This window comes from Erwinia sp. (assembly GCF_049696395.1).
GTDB lineage: Bacteria > Pseudomonadota > Gammaproteobacteria > Enterobacterales > Enterobacteriaceae > Erwinia.
In genome coordinates, this window is sequence record NZ_JBAVTT010000132.1 from 17548 (window position 1) to 39382 (window position 21835).

Consider the following 21835-nt stretch of genomic DNA (forward strand, 5'->3'; position numbering starts at 1 on the left):
CAGCGTTAAATAAACGGTGAATATTAATTAAACACTGCCGATAAACAGAAAAGAACCTCTGTCGTTAAGTGAAAGCGGCCTAAATTGGCGGCGCTTTTCAGTTTATAGCTATTAAGACTATTTTTAGAAAAAAAACAGGCAACCTCCTGATAAAAGGAGCGTTGAGCCCATTGGCGTCAAGCCCTGACGCACTTGAAAGCCGGGGTTCTGGTTGGCAAACGCCAGGCCCGCAGCAACCAGGCGAAAAGACCATGACAGAAAACAGCGATGTAATGTACCGCTTGCTGGTGCAGAGCGTAATCGACTATGCAATTTATATGCTCAAACCAGATGGGACCGTAGCGAACTGGAATGCCGGCGCACAGCGAGCCAAAGGTTATCTCTCTGAAGAAATCGTCGGGAAAAACTTCTCACTCTTTTACAGCGAACAAGATCGCGCAAAAGGGCTGCCACAGCATGGGCTGGAAATAGCCGGCAGAACGGGCCGCTATGAAGTAGAAGGCTGGCGTTACCGTAAAGACGGCAGCGCGTTCTGGGCCCATGTGGTGATCGACGCCGTACGAGCAGAAGACGGCACGCTGATTGGTTTTGCCAAAATTACCCGCGACTGCACCGAGCAAAAAGCGGCCCAGGCAGGGCAGCGCGCGCATGAAGAAAAATTTCGTCTGTTGGTGGATGGTGTGAAAGATTACGCGATATATATGCTGGATGCTGAGGGTCACGTAGTGAACTGGAACGCTGGGGCTACGCGTTCAAAGGGCTACTCTGCGGAAGAGATCGTGGGTAAGCACTTCTCGGTGTTCTACAGCACGGAGGATCGTCTGGCTAAAGTGCCGGAAGCCAACCTGAGAACCGCTTACCGTACCGGAAGATTTGAAGAGCAGAGTTTCCGCTACCGTAAAGATGGCACTGCGTTCCTGGCCCACGTAGTAATAGATGCCGTGCACGACGACGACGGCAAACTGATTGGCTATGCCAAAATCACCCGCGACTGCACCGAACAGCAACGCCTGCTGGATGAACAGCGTGAACGAGAGCAGGTCTTCCGGTTGCTGGTGGAGGGCGTGACTGATTACGCCATCTATATGCTGGACCCTAAAGGGCTGGTAGTTAACTGGAATGCCGGCGCTCGCCGGGCCAAAGGTTACACCGCAGAGGAAATTGTCGGCCAACATTTCTCCTGCTTCTATAGTGCTCAGGATCGCCTGGCGAATTTACCAGAAACCAACCTTAAGCTGGCTGAAACCAGCGGGCGCTTCGACGACCAGGGCTGGCGCTACCGTAAAGATGGCAGCGCGTTTTGGGCCCATGTGGTGATAGACGCCATCCACAACGACGAAGGTAAGCTGCTGGGCTACGCGAAAATTACCCGCGACTGCACCGAACTGCGTGAGTATGAACAGCAAATCCTGCGTGCGAAGGATCTGGCCGAGCAGAACAGCGCCAAAACGGCTTCCCTGTCGACATTCCTCGACACCATCATCGCCAATATTCCCTCTTCAGTGATCGTCGAAGATGTGGTCTCACGCGAGATCCTGCTGATGAACAACAAAGCCGAGCAGCTTTTGGGACTGACTCTGCAGCAGATGAACGGCAGAAAGCTGGCAGAGTGTCTGCCGTTAGAAATGGGCAACTATTTCACCCAGCTTTCCACGGCTGCCCAGCGTAACGAAGGACTGCACAAAAGCGAACAGCTGATGAATACCCGTGGCGGTGAGCGGATTATTTCTGGCTCGGCTTCGAACATTCGTGGCAAAGATGCCCGAACGAACTACGTGCTGCTGATTGCGGAGGACGTCACCGACCAGCGTGCGGCAGATGCCCGTATTCACCATATGGCGCACCACGATAATCTCACCAGCCTGCCCAACCGTGTGCTGTTCAGCCAGCGGTTGAATGAGGCATTGCATGCCGATCGCCAGGCCGGGAAACTGACCGCAACCCTGGGCCTGGATCTTGATAACTTCAAAAACGTTAACGATGCGCTCGGCCATCAGGTCGGCGACGATCTACTGCGTGCCGTTGCCAGCCGGTTGCGAAGCGTGCTGCGTGATATCGATACGCTGGCGCGTAATGGCGGCGACGAGTTTTCTATCGTGCTGCCTGCCCTGACGCATCAGCAAGAAGCCGAAGCCATCGCCCGACGCCTGATTGAAGTGACCAAATTGCCGTTTAACGTTGATGGTCACACCCTTTCGGTGGGGCTCAGCATCGGGATTGCCCTTGGCGGCGGCGAGTTATCCACGCCGGAGCAGCTGCTGCGCTGTGCCGACATGGCGCTGTATGAAGCCAAACGCAATGGCCGTAACCGCTTTGAACACTTCTCGGCGGAAATGGGGGAAGCGGCCAATCTGCGGAGGATGATTGAAAACGACCTGCGCGATGCGATTACCCACAAGCACCTGCGGCTTTACTATCAGCCTATTACCAACAATCACGGCCGCGAAATCATCGGTTATGAGGCGCTGATGCGCTGGCATCATCCGGTTAAAGGGCTGGTCATGCCGATGGACTTTATCCCCATCGCGGAAGAAACGGGGTTAATCCACAGTCTTGGCGCGTTTGCCCTGTATGAGGCCTGTCGCGAAGCGGCTAAATGGCCTGCTCATCAGAGCGTGGCGGTAAATCTTTCGCCGCTGCAATTCAAAAACAGCTCGCTGGTTTCAGTGGTGGAAGCCGCGCTGAAAGAGTCGGGTCTGGAGCCACACCGGCTTGAAGTGGAGATCACCGAATCGGTGCTGCTCGACAACACGCTGGTAAATATCCGTATCCTGCAAAAACTAAAAGCGCTGGGTGTTCGCATCGCGCTGGATGATTTTGGGACCGGCTACTCTTCGCTGAGCTATCTGCGATCCTTCCCGTTCGACAAAATCAAAATTGATAAGTCGTTCATTAACGATATGAAGGACAGCCGGGAAGCGCTGGCGATTATCCGTGCGATTACTGGTATGAGCCGCAGCCTGGACATTCAGATTACGGCGGAAGGTGTGGAGAGCAATGAGCAGTTCGAACAGCTGAAAAGTGAAGGGTGCACGTTGTTCCAGGGATACTTCTTTGGTCGACCTCAGCCTTCAGAAACCCGGCTTAAGGTCTTCAATCCGCCGGAGCGCTTTACCGAAACCTCTGCTGAAATCAGAATCGAGTTGCCTGATGCCGTGCCGGAAGCGGCAGTGTCGGTAAGCGTCCTGTCAGACCAGCATCCGGATCGGGGCTTACAGGCAGAGAACTAATCTGGCCTGCGGAATTGCCTGCGCTTGCAGGCAATTCCGGGCTGTTCGTTTTAAATCTGCTCCGGGTCCAGACCGCGCGTCTTCGGCCCGAAAATCCCAATCACCAGCATCACAATCACCATACTCGCCACGATAAACGCAATCACCCCTTGCGCCCCCGCAACCTGCAGGATCATGCCAATTATAATGCTGCTGAACACCGTGGAAAGGCGGCTAAACGAGTAACAGAACCCAACGGCTCTGGCGCGAATAAACGTCGGGAAGACCTCGGTCTGATAAGCGTGGTAGCTGTAGGTCAGCCAGGCGTTGGAGTAAGTAATGCAGAAGCCGCAGAGAATCAGCAAAATCGGGCTAGTTTGCAGCGCGAACAGCGTGCCAAAGATCACCGTCATCAATGAGGCGAGCACGATCTGCCATTTGTTCTCGATCTTGTCGGCGTAGCGGCTACAAATCAACGATCCCAGCGGATAGGCGAGGGTGATGAAAAAAGCGTAAAGCAGGCTGTGCGTGATGCTCGCGCCTTTACCGGAGAGCAGGGCGGGAAGCCAGTTGCCGAAGCCGAAGAAACCGATCGCCTGGAAGATATTCATCACCACCAGCATCAGCGTACGCTGGCGATATTCCGGTCGCCAGATATCCCGGAAACGGCCTTTCCTCTCGATGATTTCGCCGGTTTCAATCTTCTCCGCCGCCGGTTCAGTAGGGGATTTGCCACAGCGGATTTCCATCGCCGTCACGCCTTTATGCGCTTCAAGATGGCGGCCTTGCTGCGCCAGCCAGCGTGGAGATTCCGGCAGGTTTTTCCGGATAAACCAGATCACCAGTGAACACAGCGCCCCGGCAATCACCACCCAGCGCCAGCCGGTCAGCCCCAGAATCGTCTGCGGTACCAGCCACCATGACATCAGCGCAACCGCAGGCACAGAAAGGAACTGCACGAAGAAAGCGAAAGCAAAGGCCTTACTGCGCAGGTAGCTTGGTACAGACTCTGTGAGGTAGGTGTCAATGGTGACCAGCTCGATCCCCAGCCCTACACCGACCAGGAAACGGAAAAAAATGATCCCTTCAGCGTGATGCTGGAACGCCATAATCAGCGAGAAACAGCCGTACCAGGCCAGCGCGCACATAAACGTCAACCGGCGGCCAAACTTATCGGCATACGGTGCGAGCAGACTTGCACCAAGGAACAGGCCAAGGAAGGTGGAAGACGCAAAGGCCGCCTGATCTGAGATGCCAAATACGCCCAGGCTGCCTACATGGAAGATATTTTCAGCCACCAAACCAGCACTGATATAGCCGGTTTGAAACAGATCGTAGAGTTCAAAAAACCCGCCCAGTGAGAGCAGGGCGATAAAACGCCACAGCCCGGCAGTAGCAGGCAGCGCATCGATACGGTCGGAAAGCTTATTGTTATTGAATTCAGGTTCAGGCGGCAGCGTCCCTGTCGAACAGACTTCACTCATTGCTTTTCATTCCTCGGTCTACTGGGATCTTCCATCCTAAGGGTTTATGTCAGGTTTTGTATATCCTGACGCCAATCTTGTTAATGAATTTGTGCCATTTTGTTTCCCTACGCTAAATCTTTGCTAAAAGACCTGTTAAACTGCGCGGCATTGTTACCGGTAACATCCGTTTGGTAACCCAGATTGTCTGCTCTACTAAAAAAAATACTGCAAGCAACCGTGAACCCTAAGCCGAAGCACCAGGCGCAAGTTTATTAAGGCAATGTCATGTCGAAAGAAACCACAGGAAGCTCCCGCCGGGACTTCCTGCTGAAAACGATCACCCTGGCTCCGGCTATGGCGATTGGCAGTACAGGAATTGGCGCGTTGACGGCCGCTGCTCCAGCTGCCGCGAAAGAGACCGCACCTTCAGGCCCGCAAAAAGCCCGTGATTACCAACCAACCTGGTTCACCCCCGAAGAGTATGCCTTTGTGCAGGCCGCCTGTGCGCGTCTGATCCCGGCAGACGATCGTGGTCCTGGCGCGCTGGAAGCCGGCGTGGCGGAATACATCGATCGCCAGATGAATACGCCGTATGCGATTGGCTCCAACTGGTATATGCAGGGACCTTTCCATCCGGATGCCGACAAAGAGCTGGGCTATCAGTACCCGCTGGTGCCGCGCCAGATTTACCGCCTTGGGGTGGAAGATGCCGATACTGTCGCCAAAGCGCAGCATGGCAAGGTCTTTGCCCAACTGAGCGCTGACCAGCAGGACAGCCTGCTGCAAGCGTTTGAAGCGGGCAGCGTGGAGTTCAAACAGGTTCCGGCCAAAGTCTTCTTCTCTTTCCTGCTGCAGAACACCCGTGAAGGGTTCTTTAGCGATCCGATTCACGGCGGTAATCAGGGCATGGTCGGCTGGACGCTGATCAACTTCCCAGGTGCGCGTGCGGACTTTATGGACTGGGTTGAACGTGGCGAGCGTTATCCGTTCCCACCGGTGTCGATTCGTGGGGAAAGAGCATAACCATGGCAAATGAAATGAAGAAAGTAGATGCGGTGATCGTCGGTTTCGGCTGGGCTGGATCGATCATGGCGAAAGAGCTGAGCGAAGCGGGTCTGAACGTGGTCGCTCTGGAACGTGGCCCGCATCGCGATACCTATCCTGACGGCGCTTACCCGCAGGTGATTGATGAGCTGACCTATAACATCCGTAAAAAGCTGTTCCAGGACCTGTCAAAAAGCACCGTCACCATCCGTCATAACTCTGCGCAGACTGCACAGCCTTATCGTCAGCTGGCGGCCTTTCTGCCGGGCACCGGAACGGGCGGCGCTGGCCTGCACTGGTCAGGCGTCCACTTCCGCGTTGATCCGATGGAACTGCGTATGCGCAGCCATTATGAAGAGCGCTACGGGAAGAACTTTATCCCTGAAGGCATGACCATCCAGGACTACGGCGTAACGTACGACGAGCTGGAGCCGTTCTTCGACAAAGCCGAGAAAGTGTTCGGCACTTCAGGTTCCGAATGGAGCGTGAAAGGGAAAGTGATTGGTCAGGGCAAAGGCAACCCGTTTGCGCCAGATCGTTCTGATAAATTCCCGCTGCCAGCGCAGAAGCGGACCTTCTCGGCACAGATGTTTGCCCAGGCCGCAGAGTCGGTGGGGTATCACCCTTACGATCTGCCTTCGGCCAATACTTCAGGCCCTTATACCAATACCTATGGCGCGCAGATGGGGCCGTGCAACTTCTGCGGTTTCTGCAGCGGGTATGCCTGCTATATGTATTCCAAAGCGTCACCGAACGTCAACATCTTGCCTTCACTGCGCCAGGAAGCGAAGTTCGAGCTGCGTGAAAACGCCAACGTGCTGCGCGTGAACCTGACGGCCGATAAAAAGCGTGCAACAGGCGTGACCTACGTTGATGCGCTGGGGCGTCAGATTGAACAGCCAGCCGATCTGGTGATCCTCTCTGCCTTCCAGTTCCACAACGTGCACCTGATGCTGCTGTCCGGTATTGGTAAGCCTTACGATCCGGTGACCAACGAAGGAACCGTAGGCCGTAACTTCGCCTACCAGAATATCTCCACCATCAAAGCCTTCTTCGATAAAGACGTGTTCACCAATAACTTTATCGGTGCGGGCGGCGCGGGCGTGGGTCTGGATGACTTCAATGCGGATAACTTCGACCACGGCAAATACGGTTTTGTCGGGGGCTCACCAATGTGGGTAAACCAGGCTGGCGTGAAGCCGATCTCTGGTCTGCCAACTCCTCCGGGTACGCCAAACTGGGGCAGCAAGTGGAAGGCCGCCGTGGCCGATCACTACACCCATCATGTGTCGATGGATGCGCACGGGGCTCACCAGTCTTACCGCAATAACTACCTGGATCTGGATCCGAACTACAAGGATGCCTTTGGTCAGCCGCTGCTGCGCATGACCTTCGACTGGCAGGACAACGACATCAAGATGTCGCAGTTTATGCACGGCAAAATGCACAAAATTGCCGAAGCCATGAACCCGAAACTGATCAGCGGTTCACCGAAAAAAGCCGGCACACATTTCGACACCACGGTCTATCAAACCACCCACATGAACGGTGGCGCGATCATGGGTGAAGATCCAAAAACCAGTGCGGTAAACCGTTATCTGCAAAGCTGGGATGTCCCGAACGTGTTTGTCCCCGGCGCTTCTGCTTTCCCACAAGGTCTGGGTTACAACCCAACCGGCATGGTGGCAGCCCTGACCTACTGGTCAGCTAAAGCGATTCGTGAACAGTACCTGAAAAATCCAGGTCCGTTGGTGCAGGCATAAGGACAACCCGATGAAGATGATGATCCCGGCCCTGTTACTGGGCATGGCAAGTTTTGCCGCGCTGGCGGACGACACTGGCGCAGAGCAGATCCAACGCGGTGAATACCTGGCGCGAGCCGGTGACTGTGTGGCCTGTCACACCAAAGCCGGCGGCCAGCCGTTTGCTGGTGGCCTGTCGATGGCAACGCCTATCGGCAATATTTACTCCACCAATATCACACCTGACAAGAAAACCGGCATCGGTGATTACAGCTATGACGACTTCCAGAAAGCGGTGCGTCATGGTGTGGCGAAGAACGGCGACACGCTCTATCCGGCGATGCCTTACCCTTCCTACGCGGTGGTCAGCGATGAAGATATGCAGGCGCTGTACGATTACTTTATGCACGGTGTGCAGCCAGTTGAGCAGGCAAACCAGGACAGCGACATTCCCTGGCCGCTGTCGATGCGCTGGCCGCTGGCGATCTGGCGTGGCGTGTTCGCGCCAGACGTGAAGGCCTTCCAGCCGATCAAAGGCCAGGATGCCGTGCTGGCTCGTGGCCAGTATCTGGTTGAAGGGTTAGGGCACTGCGGAGCCTGCCATACGCCGCGCAGCCTGACCATGCAAGAAAAAGTGCTGAACGATAACGAAGGCAGTGACTATCTGTCCGGCAGCAACGCACCGATTGATGGCTGGACGGCCAGCAATCTGCGTGGCGATAACCGTGACGGTCTGGGCCGCTGGAGTGAAGACGATCTGGTGCAGTTCCTGCGTACAGGCCGTAACGATCAGACTGCCGTATTCGGTGGTATGACTGACGTGGTTGAGCACAGCCTGCAGCACCTGAGCGCGGAAGATGCCACGGCGATTGCCCGTTATCTGAAGTCGCTGGGGGCGAGAGATCCGAATCAGGTTGGCTTCAAGCAGGATGACGCTGTAGCGAAAGCCCTGTGGAAAGGCGATGACAGCAAGCCTGGCGCATCAGTGTATGTCGACAGCTGTGCTGCCTGTCATAAAACCGACGGCAGTGGCTATCAGCGTTTCTTCCCGGAATTGCGCGGCAACGCGGTAGTTCAGGCTGAAGATCCAACTTCGCTGATCCATATCGTGCTTAGCGGCGCTACGCTGCCAGGCACAAAAGGCGCGCCTTCCAGCATCACCATGCCGGCGTTCGGCTGGCGTCTGAAAGACCAGCAGGTTGCTGATGTGGTGAACTTTATCCGCAGCAGCTGGGGCAACAACGCGAAGCAGCAGGTCAGCGCCAGCGATGTCGCAGACGTGCGCAAAACGGTGCCGGAGCATCAGGGTAATGTTGATATTGAAAAACTGACAGAAGAGAAGTAACCCCGCTTTGTCAGTAACCTGGACGGCCTACTCTCAGGCCGTCCAGACTCCCTCCCGCAAGCACGGCGAAGTGACCGCTTTCCCTTCCCTGATTCAATTGAGACCCTGACGAAAGTCACTGACCTGAGTCTGGGTGAGGCATTCGCATGGCCGATCGGATTGACTCTGCACCGTGTTGGATCAGGCAATTTTCAGCGCAGCCAGCACCGACAGCAGCGCGTCAATTTTCGGCGTTAGCTGCTTTTTGCGCGGCCAGATGACGGTTAGCGGCAGGCCATCTACCGTCAGCTCTGGCAGGATTTGCACCAGTTCACCGCTTTGCAGCTGCTTATCCATAAGCCAGGTTGCCATCTGCGCCACGCCAAGCCCAGCCACAACGGCGGCAACCTGCGCTTCACCGTCTCCCAGCGCCATGCGGTGCGGAACCGTGCGCGTGGCCATTCGCCCATCTGGCGACATGAGGTGCCACGGGCTGGTGCTTCCGTCTACACGGTCATACACAATCGCCCGATGAGTGGCCAGGTCCTGCAAAGATCCCGGCATTCCGTGCTGATCCAGATACGCGGGAGAGGCGCAGAAGATCAGCTTCTCGCTGCCCAGATAACGAAACCCCAGCGAAGGGGGATATTCCGCCGGGCCGCCGATGCGGATCGCAATATCTACCCCTTCCTCAAACAGATCGATAAAACGATCGGAAAACGACAGGCTGACCTGCATCTCCGGGTTTTGCAGGCAGAATTCGTTCAGCAAAGGCACGACCTGCATTCGGCCATAAGTGTGCGGCACTGCTATTCTCAGACGACCTACAGGAATGGTTCGCTGCGCCGCCAGCACCGACTCAGCTTCAGACAACTCCGTCAGCACTCTGGTGCAAGTCTCATAAAATGCCTGACCTGCATCAGTCAGCGACAGCCTTCTGGTGGTGCGTTCAAACAGCTGTGAGCCTAAACGCGCTTCAAGCCTTGCCACGCTTTTACTGACCGCTGAGCTGGTCAGGTGCAGGACCCCGGCTGCAGCGGTAAAGCTGCCCTGTTCCACACTTGCCACAAACGGCGTGATGCCCTTGAGGCGATCCTGAGTCATCATGATTAGTGAATCCATTTCCGCAATGATGTGAATTTATACCTGAGACAGGATTTTAATTCTCTATTAAGCTGATTATCTACCCTAATTTTTGGAGTCTTACTATGCAACAACGCGCACTTATTGTCGGCGTCAGCGGCGTTATCGGAACCGCTTTGGCAGAACAACTCACCGGTGATGGCTGGCAGGTGTATGGCCTTTCCCGTGGACGCACTGCGGTGCCTGCGGGTTGCACGGCTCTTACAGCCGATCTCACCGATAAAGACTCGGTCATTAAAGCGCTGGAAGGCGTTAAAGTGGATAAGGTCTTTTTCAGCGTCTGGGCTCGTCAGGCCAATGAGAAAGAGAACATCCGTGTAAATGGCGCCATGGTTCGCAACGTGATTGACGCGCTGGGCGACAGCCTGAAAGGTGGCCACGTTGGCCTGGTGACGGGTCTGAAGCACTATCTCGGCCCGTTTGATGCGTACGGCAAAGGCGCAGTGCCCATGACGCCGTTCCGCGAAGAGCAAGGCCGCCAGCCAGTTGATAACTTCTATTACGCGCAGGAAGACGAGGTGTTTGCTGGCGCTGAAAAATATGGCTACAGCTGGAGCGTTCACCGCCCGCACACCATCATCGGCTTTGCGCTGGGTAATGCCATGAACATGGGCCAGACGCTCGCCGTCTATGCCAGCCTGTGCAAACAGAGCGGCCAGCCGTTTATCTTCCCTGGCTCAAAAGCGCAGTGGGAAGGCGTGACCGATATGACCGATGCGCATATCCTCGCTCAGCAGCTTGAATGGGCCGCGACCACGCCGTCGGCGCAGGATCAGGATTACAACGTGGTCAATGGTGACGTGTTCCGTTGGAAGTGGATGTGGGGAGAAATCGCTAACTACTTCGGCATCGAAGCTGCCCCTTTCCCTGACGAGATGCAGCCGCTTGATGGACGAATGGAAAATGCGCCAGCAGAGTGGCAGGCGTTGGCGAAGCAGTTCAGCCTGAAGGAAGCGGACATCAGCAAACTGGTTTCCTGGTGGCATACCGATGCCGATCTGGGACGTCCGATGGAAGTGTTCACAGATATCAGCAAGAGCCGCAAAGCAGGCTTCACCGGCTATAAATGTACCCGGGACGCCTTCACAGAGCTGTTCGATAAGCTGAAAGCAGAGAAGCTGATCCCGGCCTGATCGGCCTACTTTTTGCAACGACTGTTTCCTGTGGAAAACAATGATGGGGTAAAGTGTTTTATTGTTGCCTGAATGGCGGTTTAACGTCAGGATGTTTGCAACAGGCCAGTGCAAGGCCAGCCGGTAAAAGCTGTGCTACTTTGAAACACTGACCGACTCACTTTACCCCTTTACGTTAAACAGGTGCGACCATGAGCAATAAGACTATCCATTGGAACGGCGGCTTACAGCCAGAAGCAGTGAACGTTTTGTCTGCCGACGGCGGCATGATCGTCTGCCCGACCAAAGTGGGCTACATCATCATGACCTCCGATGCCAAAGGCCTGGAGCGTAAATTTGATGCCAAGCAGCGCAACCGCAACAAGCCGGGCGTGGTGCTGTGTGGTTCTCTGGAGCAGTTGAAAGAGCTGGCGCAGCTGAACCCGGAGATCGAGTCGCTGTATCAGCAGCACTGGGATCAGGACGTGCTGTTAGGGTGCATCCTGCCCTGGAAAGAAGACGCTGTTGCACGCATTCCGGAAGACGGTTCAAAAGACCTGATGATGGACCGCCGTCAGACCAGCTGCTTCGTGATCAAATTCGGCGTGCCTGGCGAAAACCTGGCGAAAGAGCTGTGGGAAAATCACGGTAAATTCTCCTTCGCCAGCTCCGCTAACCCGTCAGGCAAAGGCAACCGTGGCCTGGTCGAAGGCATCGGCGAGCGTATCGAATCGCAGGCTGACCTGATTATTGAAGCGAACGACTACGTGAAATCCATCCAGCCGAACGAGTCCGAGAAAACCCGTTACGAGCAGGGTGTGATGGTAGCGATGGTGGATGACCAGGGCAAACTGGTCCCGGAGCAGAAAGGCGAGCGTAACATCACGCCTTGCCCGGTCCTGATCCGTAAAGGTCTGGATGTGGATAAAATTATGTCCATGCTGTCTGACACGTTCACCACGTGGGATTACCGTCACGGTAATTACTACTAAGCGTGCTGAGGGCGGACGCTGTTCCGCCCTTTATTTCAGTTGCAAAGCCTTCTGCAAGTCTTCGATAAATACCCTGACACGCGGTGAAATCAGGCTGTCTTCCCTGGTCAGTATCCACGATTTATACACATCCATTTCCCACTCCGGCAATATCCGACTGAGCTTCCCTTCTTTAACCGCTTCCTGAGCGATGTACTCTGGCAAATAAGCAATGCCGGTCTGAGCCATGGCGGAATTCACCAGCGCAGTACTGTTATTGGCGCGAAAGCGGCTTCTCACTTCAATATCCAGCTTTTGCTTCTCTTTGCGGAACGGCAGGGAAATGGTGTGTGCCGGGCCACGGAACAGAATAAAGTCATGGCGCGGTAAATCGTCAGGCTGAGTAATCGGCGGGAAACGTTGCAGGTAATCGGGTGCGGCAAACAGCCCCCAGCTGATGTCCATCAACGGTTTGCTGTGGGCGTGTTCTGGCTGGTCGCGGCGGATGACAATCGCCAGGTCGACATTGTCATCCATCAGATTCACCGGGCGGTCCGTTAAATCCAGATCTACGCTGACGTGCAGATTTCTCGCCACAAACTGGTTAAGCACTGGCACGATGCACTGACAGCCAAACGTGACCGGGGCAACCACTCGCAGGCTGCCGGTCGGTTCTTCATGGTACTGGCGGATAAACAGCCCGGCGCTTTTCACTTCGCTGAGGATGCGGGCGCAGTAGTGGTACCAGGTCATGCCGACGTCGGTCACCACGATTTTACGCGTGGTGCGGTGTAAGAGCTTGGTGCCAAGCCGGACTTCCAGTGCGGAGATCTCTTTGCTCACCGAGGATTTTGACAGCCCAAGCAGTTTTGCCGCTTCAGTGTAGCTAAGCGTCTCCACCACTTTGGCGAAGACCACCATTCCCTGCAGGTTTTCTACATCGCTCATCGGCGGCCTGGCTCCTGAAAAATTATCTGGCTGAGATCGCCAGTGCGCTGCCCGCAAAGACGAACAGCGTCCCTGTCGAACGGTTCAGCATCCGCAGGCGTTTCGGGCTGGAGAACACGGAAGAAAGTCGACGACCCGCACAGGCGTAAGCAAACATCAGGCTGAAGTCGATCACCGCCCAGGTGACGGCCAGCGTGGCGAACTGCACCGCATGTGGCTGGCTGGCATCAATAAAGTTAGGGAACAGCGCCGCGAAAAACAGCAGATCTTTCGGATTGCTGATCCCCACCATATACCCTTTGCGAAACAACTTCAGGCCGCCGGGCTTCTCTTCAGGCTGGTCAGGGGTGAGCACGTTTTCCACTTCGCCTTTGCTACGCCAGGCGCTGATGCCCAGCCAGATCAGGTAAGCCGCGCCGATCACTTTCAGCACGGTAAAAGCGGTGGTGGAGGTGGCTAAAATGGCGCCGAGGCCTAAAGCAGAGGCGGTCATCAGCGTCATGGCGGACAGCACGCCACCCAGCACGGTAGCCAGCGCGCAACGGCGGCCATAGCGTAAACCGTGGGTCATATTGATCAGCGCGGACGGGCCAGGGATAGCAATAAGCGTGGCAATGATCCCGGTGTAGGCCAGCCAGAGGGTGAGCGTCATTCAGTGTTCCTTCGAAGGCAAAATTCTCTGCCTGAAAAGGTGCGCAGGCTGGGGAATAATCGTGGTCAGAGTAAGGGGCGGTAGCTTAATGGTTGGGCAGGGGGAAGTAAATCGTCATGCGCGACGGAAAACAGCAGGGGCGGAGCCTGAACTCCGCCCGCAGGTTAGCGAACTTTCTTCACCAGAACCGGGATTTTACGCAGGTTGTTCGCCAGGAACAGCCCGCCGATCAGCATCACGGCCACAAACGCCGACACGCCCATCCAGCCCCAGTTGTGCCAGAACACGCCGCCGAGGGTGCCCGCCACGCTTGAGCCAAGATAATAGAAGAACAGGTAAAGGGACGACGCCTGTCCTCTGGCCCGGCGTGCGCGGTGTCCCACCCAGCTGCTGGCAACGGAGTGGGCAGCAAAAAAGCCAGCCGCAAACAGCATCAGTCCAGGCAGCACCAGAAACAGCGTAGTGAACTGAGTCGCCAACAGGCCAACCAGCATCAGGCTGAGCGAGCCCATCAGCACCACGCCACGGCCATATTTCACCGTCATCATTCCAGCTCTTGGCGAGCTGTAGGTGCCAGTCAGATAGACTACGGAAAGCAACCCAACCACCGTCTGGCTCAAGGAGAAGGGCGCCGCCATAAAGCGGTAGCTGACGTAGTTGAACAAGGTGACAAAGCTGCCCATCAGGATAAACCCGACGAGGAACAGCATCGGCAGGCCCATATCTCGCCACTGGAACATGAAATTAACCAGCAGTTTGTGGGGGCGCAGCGAACAGGCGCGGAAGTGTTGGGAAGGGGGCAAAAGACGGAAGAACAGCCCGGCAGCAGCCAGCGCAAAAAGGCCGACTACAAACAGCGAGACGTTCCACGAGAAGTGATCCGCCAGCATACCGGTCGACAGCCTGCCAACCAGCCCGCCAATCGAGTTGCCGCTGATGTACAGCCCCATCGAGAAGGAGAGAAACACCGGATGAAGCTCTTCGCTTAGCCAGGTCATCGCCACCGCTGCCACGCCGCTCAGGGCAAGCCCGGTCAGCGCGCGCATCATCAGTACGCCTTCCCAGCTGCTCATTGTGGCGCAGATTAAGGTGAAGAACGCCGCCAACAGCAGCGAGATCGACATTACCGACTTACGCCCGATGGCATCCGATAACGGCCCGGTTACCAGCAGTCCCAATGCCATCATCGCGGTGGTGACAGAAAGTGACAGGCTGCTCTGTGCTGGGGTCAGATGAAAACTCTGCGAAAACACCGGCAGAATAGGCTGAACGCAATACAGAACCGCAAACGTAGAAAGTCCGGCACAAAATAACGCCAGGGTGGCATGGGTAAATCGCCGGGTTCCACGGGTAATATAGGTTTTAATTATGGGAGCGGTATTATCAAGGGGGGAAACTAAACTATCATCCTCATCAGAGAGGCTTTCCGAGTGCAACGCTACGGATTTATTTACTACCGGTGCCACGAGAGTTCCTTAATGGGTCATTTACAGGTCTGGTTTGCTATCAGATAAACTTATTGATGCCAGGCGTGGCAGGGGCTGCACGACGATCTGGCCTGCACAGTATTCGGCTGTTTAAATATAATGTAAATGGTAAAACAAATTATTTTTTTCGAATGTTGTATTTCAGTTAATTTAATTTCAAAACTGGATAAATAACCATCATAAAATAATTTGGCTTAGGGTGTTGGCTGGAGGCGTTTCGAGCAAATGCTGTGAATGTTGCTAGCTAATTTGCTGAGCTGAATAATAATGCGGAATTATCTTAATTTAGACGATGCTGTTATTTTTTGACATATTCGTTCATCGTCAGTAATAAGTTCAATGGGTTGCGTTGTGAGACTGGGGTACTATACTGATTGCTTGTTTCAAAATTCACAGTGCAATCATTGTCGATATCAATTGGCATCAGGAGGTTTCTATCACTTTTAACCAAAATGACCTAATCATTGACAATAATCAGACCGACTACGAAGCCTATTATCACGATTATGAGGCTGGTCTGGACGCTGTAGTGGAGCCCCAACCGGAATCCATTCGCGGTCTGCCTGCATCGGACATCCTGACGCCGTCCGATCGTTACCAGGAGCTGTTTGAGGCGGTGCAAACGTCGCGGATATTCACCGACAGTAAAACGTTTGCTGATTGTGCGCCTAAAATTGAACCTGAACGCATTCTGTACCGCTATTTTATGCAGCGTGAGCGCGAAGATTTTAATTTATTAGCGTTCGTGCTGGAGAATTTTGACCTGCCAAAAGTCCATGACAGCCGCTATGTTTCCGACCCCAATAAGAGCATGAGTGAACATATCGATTCGCTGTGGCCGGTATTAACCCGTAAGCCGGAGAAGCATTCTGAGTTCTCTTCGCTGCTGCCGTTACCGGAGCCTTACGTGGTGCCAGGCGGACGATTTGGTGAGACTTACTACTGGGACTCCTACTTCAGCATGCTGGGCTTTGCCGCCAGCGGCCGTACCGATCTGCTGAAGAACATGGCGGACAACTTTGCCTGGATGATTGATACCTACGGGCATATCCCGAACGGTAACCGGACCTATTACTTAAGCCGCTCCCAGCCGCCGGTGTTTGCGATGATGGTCGAGCTGTTTGAAAAGGACGGTGTGCATGAAGCTCAACGCTATCTTAAGCACCTTAAGCGTGAGTATGCTTTCTGGATGGACGGCGAAGCCTCGCTGACGCCAAACGAAGCTTATCGCCATGTGGTGATGCTTTCGGATGGATCGATTCTGAACCGTTACTGGGACGACCGTGATACGCCGCGTGATGAGTCGTGGATTGAGGATGTGGAAACGGCGAGAAATTCTTCGCGTCCGTCTAACGAAGTCTACCGCGACCTGCGTGCTGGTGCGGCTTCAGGCTGGGACTTCTCTTCACGCTGGCTCAGTGAGCCTGGCCGTCTTGAAAGCATCCAGACGACCAGTATCGTGCCAGTGGATCTGAATGCCTTCCTCTATAAGCTGGAAACCACCATTGCGCGGTTGTCAGCCGGTAAAAACGATCACGTTACGGCTGAACTGTTCCAGCAGAAAGCCGTTCGTCGTCGGGAAATTCTGGACAGATATCTCTGGGATGCCGAGGCAGGTTTGTACCGCGACTATAACTGGCGTGACCGTGAGAAAGGCGCCTTTTCTGCCGCTTCGGTAACGCCTCTGTATGTCGGCATGGCCAGCCTGGATCAGGCCACCCACACTGCGGCGGCAATCCGTTCGCATCTGCTGGCTCCGGGCGGTGTCCTTTCCACCGTGGAAGAAACCGGCGAGCAGTGGGACAAGCCTAACGGCTGGGCTCCGATGCAATGGATGGCGATTAAAGGCCTTAACAACTACGGCGAAGAGCTGTTGGCGAAAGAGATTGCCACGCGCTGGCTGCAGGTTGTTGGTGCCACTTATCATCGTCACCACAAAATGGTCGAAAAATATAACGTTGCCGGGCGCGCTCCGGTGCTGGCTGGCGGCGGTGAATATCCGTTGCAGGATGGCTTTGGCTGGACCAATGGCGTAACGCGCCGTCTGCTGGAGATGTATCCCGACGCAGCACCCAAACGTTAATATTGGTTAACTCACTGAATCAGAGCCTTCTTATGAAGGCTCTTTTTTTTGGCCAAAGCTTGCCCATGGTGAAGAAAAAATCCCCACCTGGCGGAATAAATCATGGTATGAAAGGAGATAACCGCTTTTTAGTTGATTCATTTTACCTTCGGGAGCCCTGCATGAAAAAAATCGCTTTGTCTGCTCTGGTGATGCTTGCCTGTGCCAGTACTTCTGCTTTTGCCGCTGAGTCTTTGCGTTTCGGTGTTGACCCTACTTTCCCGCCGTTCGAGTCTAAAGCGCCAGATGGCAGCCTGCAGGGCTTTGATATTGAGATGGGTAACGCCATTTGCCATCAGATGAAGGTGAAATGCGTCTGGGTGCAAACCGGCTATGATGGCATTATCCCGGCGCTTCAGGCCCGTAAATTCGATGCCATTCTCTCGGCAATGGCGATGACTGACAAACGCCGTCAGCAGGTTGCCTTCACCGACATGCTGTACAACACACCAAGCGCGTTAGTGACCAAGAAAGACAGTGGCTTAAAACCCGATGCCGAGTCTTTGAAAGGCAAGTCGGTTGGCGTAGCGCAGGGCACCACGCAGGAAACGTACGCGAATGCCGTCTGGGCCACGACTGGCATCAAAGTGGTTTCCTACCCTAATCAGGAAGAAATTTGGCCCGACCTGGCTTCAGGCCGGGTGGAAGCCACGCTGACCAGCGCAGCCTCAGCGGAAACTGGCTTCCTCAAGTCTGCTCAGGGTAAGGATTACCAGATCAGTGGCGATACGCTTTATGACAAAAAATACTTCGGCGAAGGCGTGGGGATCGGTTTGCGCAAAGATGATCAGGCGCGGGTAGAGAAGATCAACGCGGCGCTGGCCGAACTGCACAAAAACGGCACTTACGACAAGCTGGCGAAGAAGTACTTCAGCTTTGATGTTTATCATCTTCAGAAGTGAGCCAGATGCGATCCTTACCTGATTACAGCGCTCAGCGGGCGCGATTTCTGTCAGCGGTAGAGCGGGTTGGCGGCAACGTGACCCCTTATCCTCATCCGCTTTCCGGGCCGAAGGGCGAAGCGTTAAGTACCGATGTGGCGGTGGTGGGTAACCCGGCAGCAGAAAACCTGATGCTGATCGTTTCCGGCACGCACGGGGTTGAAGGCTATTACGGATCGGACAGTCAGATTGCCTGGCTGGAAGCTCTGGACGTTGCGGCATTGCCAGACAGCGTTGCATTGGTGATGGTGCATCTGATCAATCCGTGGGGCACCGCGCATCTGCGCAGAGTGAACGAAGATAACGCCGATCTTAACCGTAACTTTATTAACTTCGCCGCAGGATCGCCGGACAATGCGGCCTATCCAGATCTGCATGCGGTCTACACCTGCAAAGACGTTGATGGCGCAGAGCGTAAGCTAGCCGATGCGCTATTGCAGGCCAAATGCGACGAATCAGGCTGGGCTGGGGTGAAACGCATTGTTGAAGCCGGGCAATATCAGTTCGCCGACGGCATCTTCTTTGGCGGTAAGCAGGCCAGCTGGTCGCATCAGACGTTGAAAACGATCGTTTCGCGTCATTTAGCCCAAGCTAAACGCATCATCAGCTTTGATTTGCATACCGGTGCGGGCGCTTATGGTCATCCTATGCTGATGGCGATTGCGGAGCATGACTACCCGGCTCTCCAGCAAGGCAAAGAGATTTTTGGCGAGTGGCTGACGGTCTTACTCACCGGAGCAGGGCGAGATAGCGAAACGGGCGTCACCGCCACGGCAACCGGGTATCTGTCGCAGTTTATGCTGGATAACCTGCCTGAGGCTCAGCTACTGCAGCTGGTGGTGGAGTGCGGCACGCTGGAAGGGCAAGAGATGCACCGCCGCTTGCGCGACGATCACTGGCTGCATCTGTATGGCGATCCCGCCAGCGATCGCGGTCAGCAGATCAAGCGGGATCTTTATGCGGGTTTCTATCCTGACGATCCTGACTGGCAGGCGTTGATCGCTTTCCGCACCCAGCAGATCTTCGCCCGTGCCTGGACGGCATTAATCAAGTAGGAAAAGGAGCCGATTTTCTCAGAATGATCGGCTCCCGTCAGATCACGCGATCTCCCGCAGACAGCCTGCATACAACGCCCAATTATTTACCGCGGCGGCAACAGGAACCCAGCCTGACGATCGTCAACCAGCGCATTAAGGGGAGTTACAGACGCCCGTAAAAAGTCATGCGGGCAGTTTCTGACAGGGCAACGTCTGGCTGAGCGTTGTAGGCCAGCACCACTAACATCCGGCTGGTATCCCCTTCGGTTGGAGTCACGCGGTGCAGCGCATTTCTTCCCCTGAACAGCACCAGATCGCCTGGGTTGATCGCCAGTTGCTCCACCGGCTGCTGCTTTTGCAGCACCTTCTCCACACCGTCGAAATTCATCTCGCCAGCTTCGGCATTGCGCAAATTGCTGACGTATTCAAAGACACCGCCGCCTTCCGGTTTCTGGATCAACAAGGTAATGGCAAACGACGAGTTATCGAAGTGCCAGCCCAGTTCCTGGCCGGTGTGCGCATAGTGCAGGTTGATGGAAGAGAGAGAATCAGCATAAGGATAAAGCTGCTGCTCCCCTAACACGGCACACAGAAAGGCTTTGAAGGCTTCGGCGTTATACAGCGTCCTTAAAGGTGAGTGTTCTGGCACCTCTTCATCGGTTATACAGCCCTTGGAAGAGACAATCTGATAATTGCGCGGGTGGTCAGCGGCAAATGCCTCATCCGGTGCTTTCAGATAAACGTTGTGGTTGCTGGCAGTGTAAAACGCCAGATGCTGATGCTCCTCGCCTTCTTTGCGAATGGTTTCCAGCGCCTCGGCAGTCAGAAAATTTCGCAGGACCAGCGCACCGCTCCCGTCCAGCGAGGTTTTGCAACTGGCAAGGTAATCGGCATCCGTAATGGGATGGGAGGACAAATTGATAATCGGGGCCAGCTGGGTCATCACACGCTCATCATTATCAGTTATCAGAGTTTCTTACTCTACTGCCAGTGGGTCTTGCTCACCAGAGATTCACCGTGCCGATTGGCTGGTTTGCTGTTAACTGACTAAAGTTAAAAGCGAAATTGTGATCAACATCCAACAGGAGCAACGAATGCGCATTGGAATAGTGGGATACGGAACCGGCGGACAGAATTTTCATGCCCCTTTTATTACCGCAGCAAAGGGCGTGGAGCTGGTGGGGATTGTCGCCAGAGCACCGGCTACCCTTGCCCGCGTGAAGGCTGATTTTCCGGATGTTCCCGTTTATCCAAGCCTGACGGCGATGCTGGAAGCTGGTGTGGATATTGTCACCATCACCACGCCGCCCCAAACCCGCCGGGAACTGGTGCTGGAAGCGATTGAGGCTGGCGTGGCGGTGATTGCCGATAAACCTTTTGCCCCTGATGCCGCAACCGGCCGTGAGCTGGCCGCCGCAGCGAAAGCCAAAGGTGTGGTGCTGGGCATCTATCATAATCGCCGTTTTGATGCGGACATTCAGACGCTCCGCAACGTGCTGGAACAGCAACGGGTCGGCAAGCTGTGGCGGCTGCATAACCGGATGGATCTTGACGATCCTGATACGCTTGAGGGCGGCGAAACGGGCGGCTTGCTGCGAGATATGGGCAGCCATCTGGTCGATCAGGCTGTCTGGCTGCTGGGACCGGTGAAATCCGTGCTGGCGCAGACCGATCTTATCGATCGTCCTGAAGGAAAGACCGATGCCAGCTTCGTCATTACGCTAACGCACACCAGCGGTGTCCATTCGCATATCTCTTCCAGTAAGCTTAATCATCTGGCGGCTCGTGATATCCGGGCTTACGGCGACAAAGGCAGTTATGTCTCTAACGGCACAGATGTGCAGGCCAACGCCATCTTTGCGGGAAAACGTCCCGCAGACGATTTGGCTGGCTGGGGCTACGAGCAACAAGCGCTGTGGGGAACATTGCGCACTGCGGCGGGTGAAGAGCGCGTGCCTTCTGCTCAGGGCAGCTATCACGCTTATTACGAAGCTTTCGCCAAAGCAGTACGTGAAGGCACTGCGCCACCCGTCACGCCTGAGCAGGCCATTATGACGCTGGAAGTGCTGGATGCTGCACTGCTAAGCGCCAAAGAAGGGCGTCTGGTGACGCTGGGATAACCGGTTCAGCGGCCTTCACTAAGGGCTGCTGAGTCTGCTGCCTGATGAGCTGGCTACCAGCAGAACGCTTAGCGGCCTGTCAGCAGAGGCAATAACCCGCCTTCCTGCAGCAAGGTTGCCAGCGGTGCGAATAAGGGCTGCGGTAATTCTCCGGCGGAAAACCACTCCCATCCGGCACATTTGTCGGGTTCGCAGCGCTGTGGCGTGCCGCTTACCTCCTCTGCGAGCATAAAAAGCGTAACGTAGTGTTTCTTCTCCGCAATAAAAAAGTCGTTTGTGAACGCGACTTTAGCCAATTTCCCCACGCGTAAACCGGTCTCTTCCAGCGCTTCGCGGCGCGCGCACTCCTCTGGCGTTTCACCGAATTCGAGGTGTCCGCCGGGGGCTGACCAGCTGTCTGCGCCGTGGCTTCCTTTACGTCGGCCCAGTAACAGCCTGCCTTCCCGCACAATCAATATGCCTACGCCAACGTTGGGCTGGGTCATTCCTCTCTCCTCCGATCGGCCTGCCGGGCCGA

General features: G+C 55.1%; 17 protein-coding genes. 10 read left to right on the forward strand and 7 right to left on the reverse strand.

What is annotated here, in order from left to right; all coding sequences use genetic code 11:
* Window positions 1-251 precede the first annotated feature (251 nt).
* Window positions 252-3230, forward strand: a complete 2979-nt coding sequence (locus tag WCC56_RS16540; RefSeq protein ID WP_424693445.1) for an EAL domain-containing protein — start codon at window positions 252-254, stop codon at window positions 3228-3230.
* Window positions 3231-3280: 50 nt separating this feature from the next.
* Here WCC56_RS16540 and WCC56_RS16545 read toward each other — a convergent pair whose 3' ends face one another.
* A complete protein-coding gene (locus WCC56_RS16545) occupies window positions 3281-4693 on the reverse strand; it encodes an MFS transporter (protein ID WP_424693431.1) in 1413 nt (470 codons plus the stop codon).
* Between the two features lie 267 nt (window positions 4694-4960).
* Here WCC56_RS16545 and WCC56_RS16550 point away from each other — a divergent pair, with 267 nt between their 5' ends.
* From WCC56_RS16550 to WCC56_RS16560, 3 genes are read left to right on the forward strand one after another with little or no spacing between them, the layout of a single operon-like run.
* Window positions 4961-5698 (forward strand): gluconate 2-dehydrogenase subunit 3 family protein, encoded by a 738-nt coding sequence (locus tag WCC56_RS16550; RefSeq protein ID WP_424693432.1) that lies wholly within the window; start codon window positions 4961-4963, stop codon window positions 5696-5698.
* A 2-nt stretch (window positions 5699-5700) separates the two neighbouring features.
* Window positions 5701-7482, forward strand: a complete 1782-nt coding sequence (locus WCC56_RS16555; protein WP_424693433.1) for a GMC family oxidoreductase — start codon at window positions 5701-5703, stop codon at window positions 7480-7482.
* 10 nt (window positions 7483-7492) lie between these two features.
* Window positions 7493-8806: a c-type cytochrome gene (locus tag WCC56_RS16560; protein ID WP_424693434.1), complete on the forward strand. Its 1314-nt coding sequence runs from the start codon at window positions 7493-7495 to the stop codon at window positions 8804-8806.
* A 180-nt stretch (window positions 8807-8986) separates the two neighbouring features.
* Here WCC56_RS16560 and WCC56_RS16565 read toward each other — a convergent pair whose 3' ends face one another.
* A complete protein-coding gene (locus WCC56_RS16565) occupies window positions 8987-9892 on the reverse strand; it encodes a LysR family transcriptional regulator (protein ID WP_424693446.1) in 906 nt (301 codons plus the stop codon).
* 101 nt (window positions 9893-9993) lie between these two features.
* Between WCC56_RS16565 and WCC56_RS16570 the strand changes: the two genes are divergently transcribed.
* Together WCC56_RS16570 and WCC56_RS16575 are read left to right on the forward strand one after the other, a co-directional pair.
* Entirely contained in the window at window positions 9994-11061 is a 1068-nt protein-coding gene (locus tag WCC56_RS16570) for an SDR family oxidoreductase (protein ID WP_424693435.1), read from the forward strand.
* Window positions 11062-11252: 191 nt separating this feature from the next.
* Window positions 11253-12032, forward strand: coding sequence for an L-threonylcarbamoyladenylate synthase (locus WCC56_RS16575; protein ID WP_424693436.1), 780 nt, complete (start codon window positions 11253-11255; stop codon window positions 12030-12032).
* 30 nt (window positions 12033-12062) lie between these two features.
* Here WCC56_RS16575 and WCC56_RS16580 read toward each other — a convergent pair whose 3' ends face one another.
* The 3 genes from WCC56_RS16580 to WCC56_RS16590 form a co-directional block, all read right to left on the reverse strand.
* Entirely contained in the window at window positions 12063-12959 is an 897-nt protein-coding gene (locus WCC56_RS16580; protein WP_424693437.1) for a LysR family transcriptional regulator, read from the reverse strand.
* Window positions 12960-12981: 22 nt separating this feature from the next.
* Window positions 12982-13611 carry a LysE family translocator gene (locus tag WCC56_RS16585; protein ID WP_424693438.1) on the reverse strand — a complete coding sequence of 210 codons (630 nt, stop codon included), beginning with the start codon at window positions 13609-13611 and terminating at the stop codon, window positions 12982-12984.
* 164 nt (window positions 13612-13775) lie between these two features.
* Window positions 13776-15077, reverse strand: coding sequence for an MFS transporter (locus tag WCC56_RS16590; RefSeq protein WP_424693439.1), 1302 nt, complete (start codon window positions 15075-15077; stop codon window positions 13776-13778).
* A gap of 457 nt (window positions 15078-15534) precedes the next feature.
* Between WCC56_RS16590 and WCC56_RS16595 the strand changes: the two genes are divergently transcribed.
* The 3 genes from WCC56_RS16595 (at window position 15535) to WCC56_RS16605 (ending at window position 19216) form a co-directional block, all read left to right on the forward strand.
* Window positions 15535-17181 carry an alpha,alpha-trehalase gene (locus tag WCC56_RS16595; RefSeq protein WP_424693447.1) on the forward strand — a complete coding sequence of 549 codons (1647 nt, stop codon included), beginning with the start codon at window positions 15535-15537 and terminating at the stop codon, window positions 17179-17181.
* Window positions 17182-17342: 161 nt separating this feature from the next.
* Window positions 17343-18122 (forward strand): ABC transporter substrate-binding protein, encoded by a 780-nt coding sequence (locus WCC56_RS16600; protein WP_424693440.1) that lies wholly within the window; start codon window positions 17343-17345, stop codon window positions 18120-18122.
* 5 nt (window positions 18123-18127) lie between these two features.
* Entirely contained in the window at window positions 18128-19216 is a 1089-nt protein-coding gene (locus WCC56_RS16605) for a DUF2817 domain-containing protein (protein ID WP_424693441.1), read from the forward strand.
* A gap of 145 nt (window positions 19217-19361) precedes the next feature.
* Here the strand turns inward: WCC56_RS16605 and WCC56_RS16610 are convergent, their stop codons facing one another.
* Window positions 19362-20141 (reverse strand): HalD/BesD family halogenase, encoded by a 780-nt coding sequence (locus tag WCC56_RS16610; protein WP_424693442.1) that lies wholly within the window; start codon window positions 20139-20141, stop codon window positions 19362-19364.
* Window positions 20142-20292: 151 nt separating this feature from the next.
* Between WCC56_RS16610 and WCC56_RS16615 the strand changes: the two genes are divergently transcribed.
* A complete protein-coding gene (locus WCC56_RS16615) occupies window positions 20293-21318 on the forward strand; it encodes a Gfo/Idh/MocA family protein (protein ID WP_424693443.1) in 1026 nt (341 codons plus the stop codon).
* A 68-nt stretch (window positions 21319-21386) separates the two neighbouring features.
* Here WCC56_RS16615 and WCC56_RS16620 read toward each other — a convergent pair whose 3' ends face one another.
* Window positions 21387-21803, reverse strand: a complete 417-nt coding sequence (locus WCC56_RS16620; RefSeq protein ID WP_424693444.1) for a nucleotide triphosphate diphosphatase NUDT15 — start codon at window positions 21801-21803, stop codon at window positions 21387-21389.
* Between the last annotated feature and the right edge of the window lie 32 nt (window positions 21804-21835).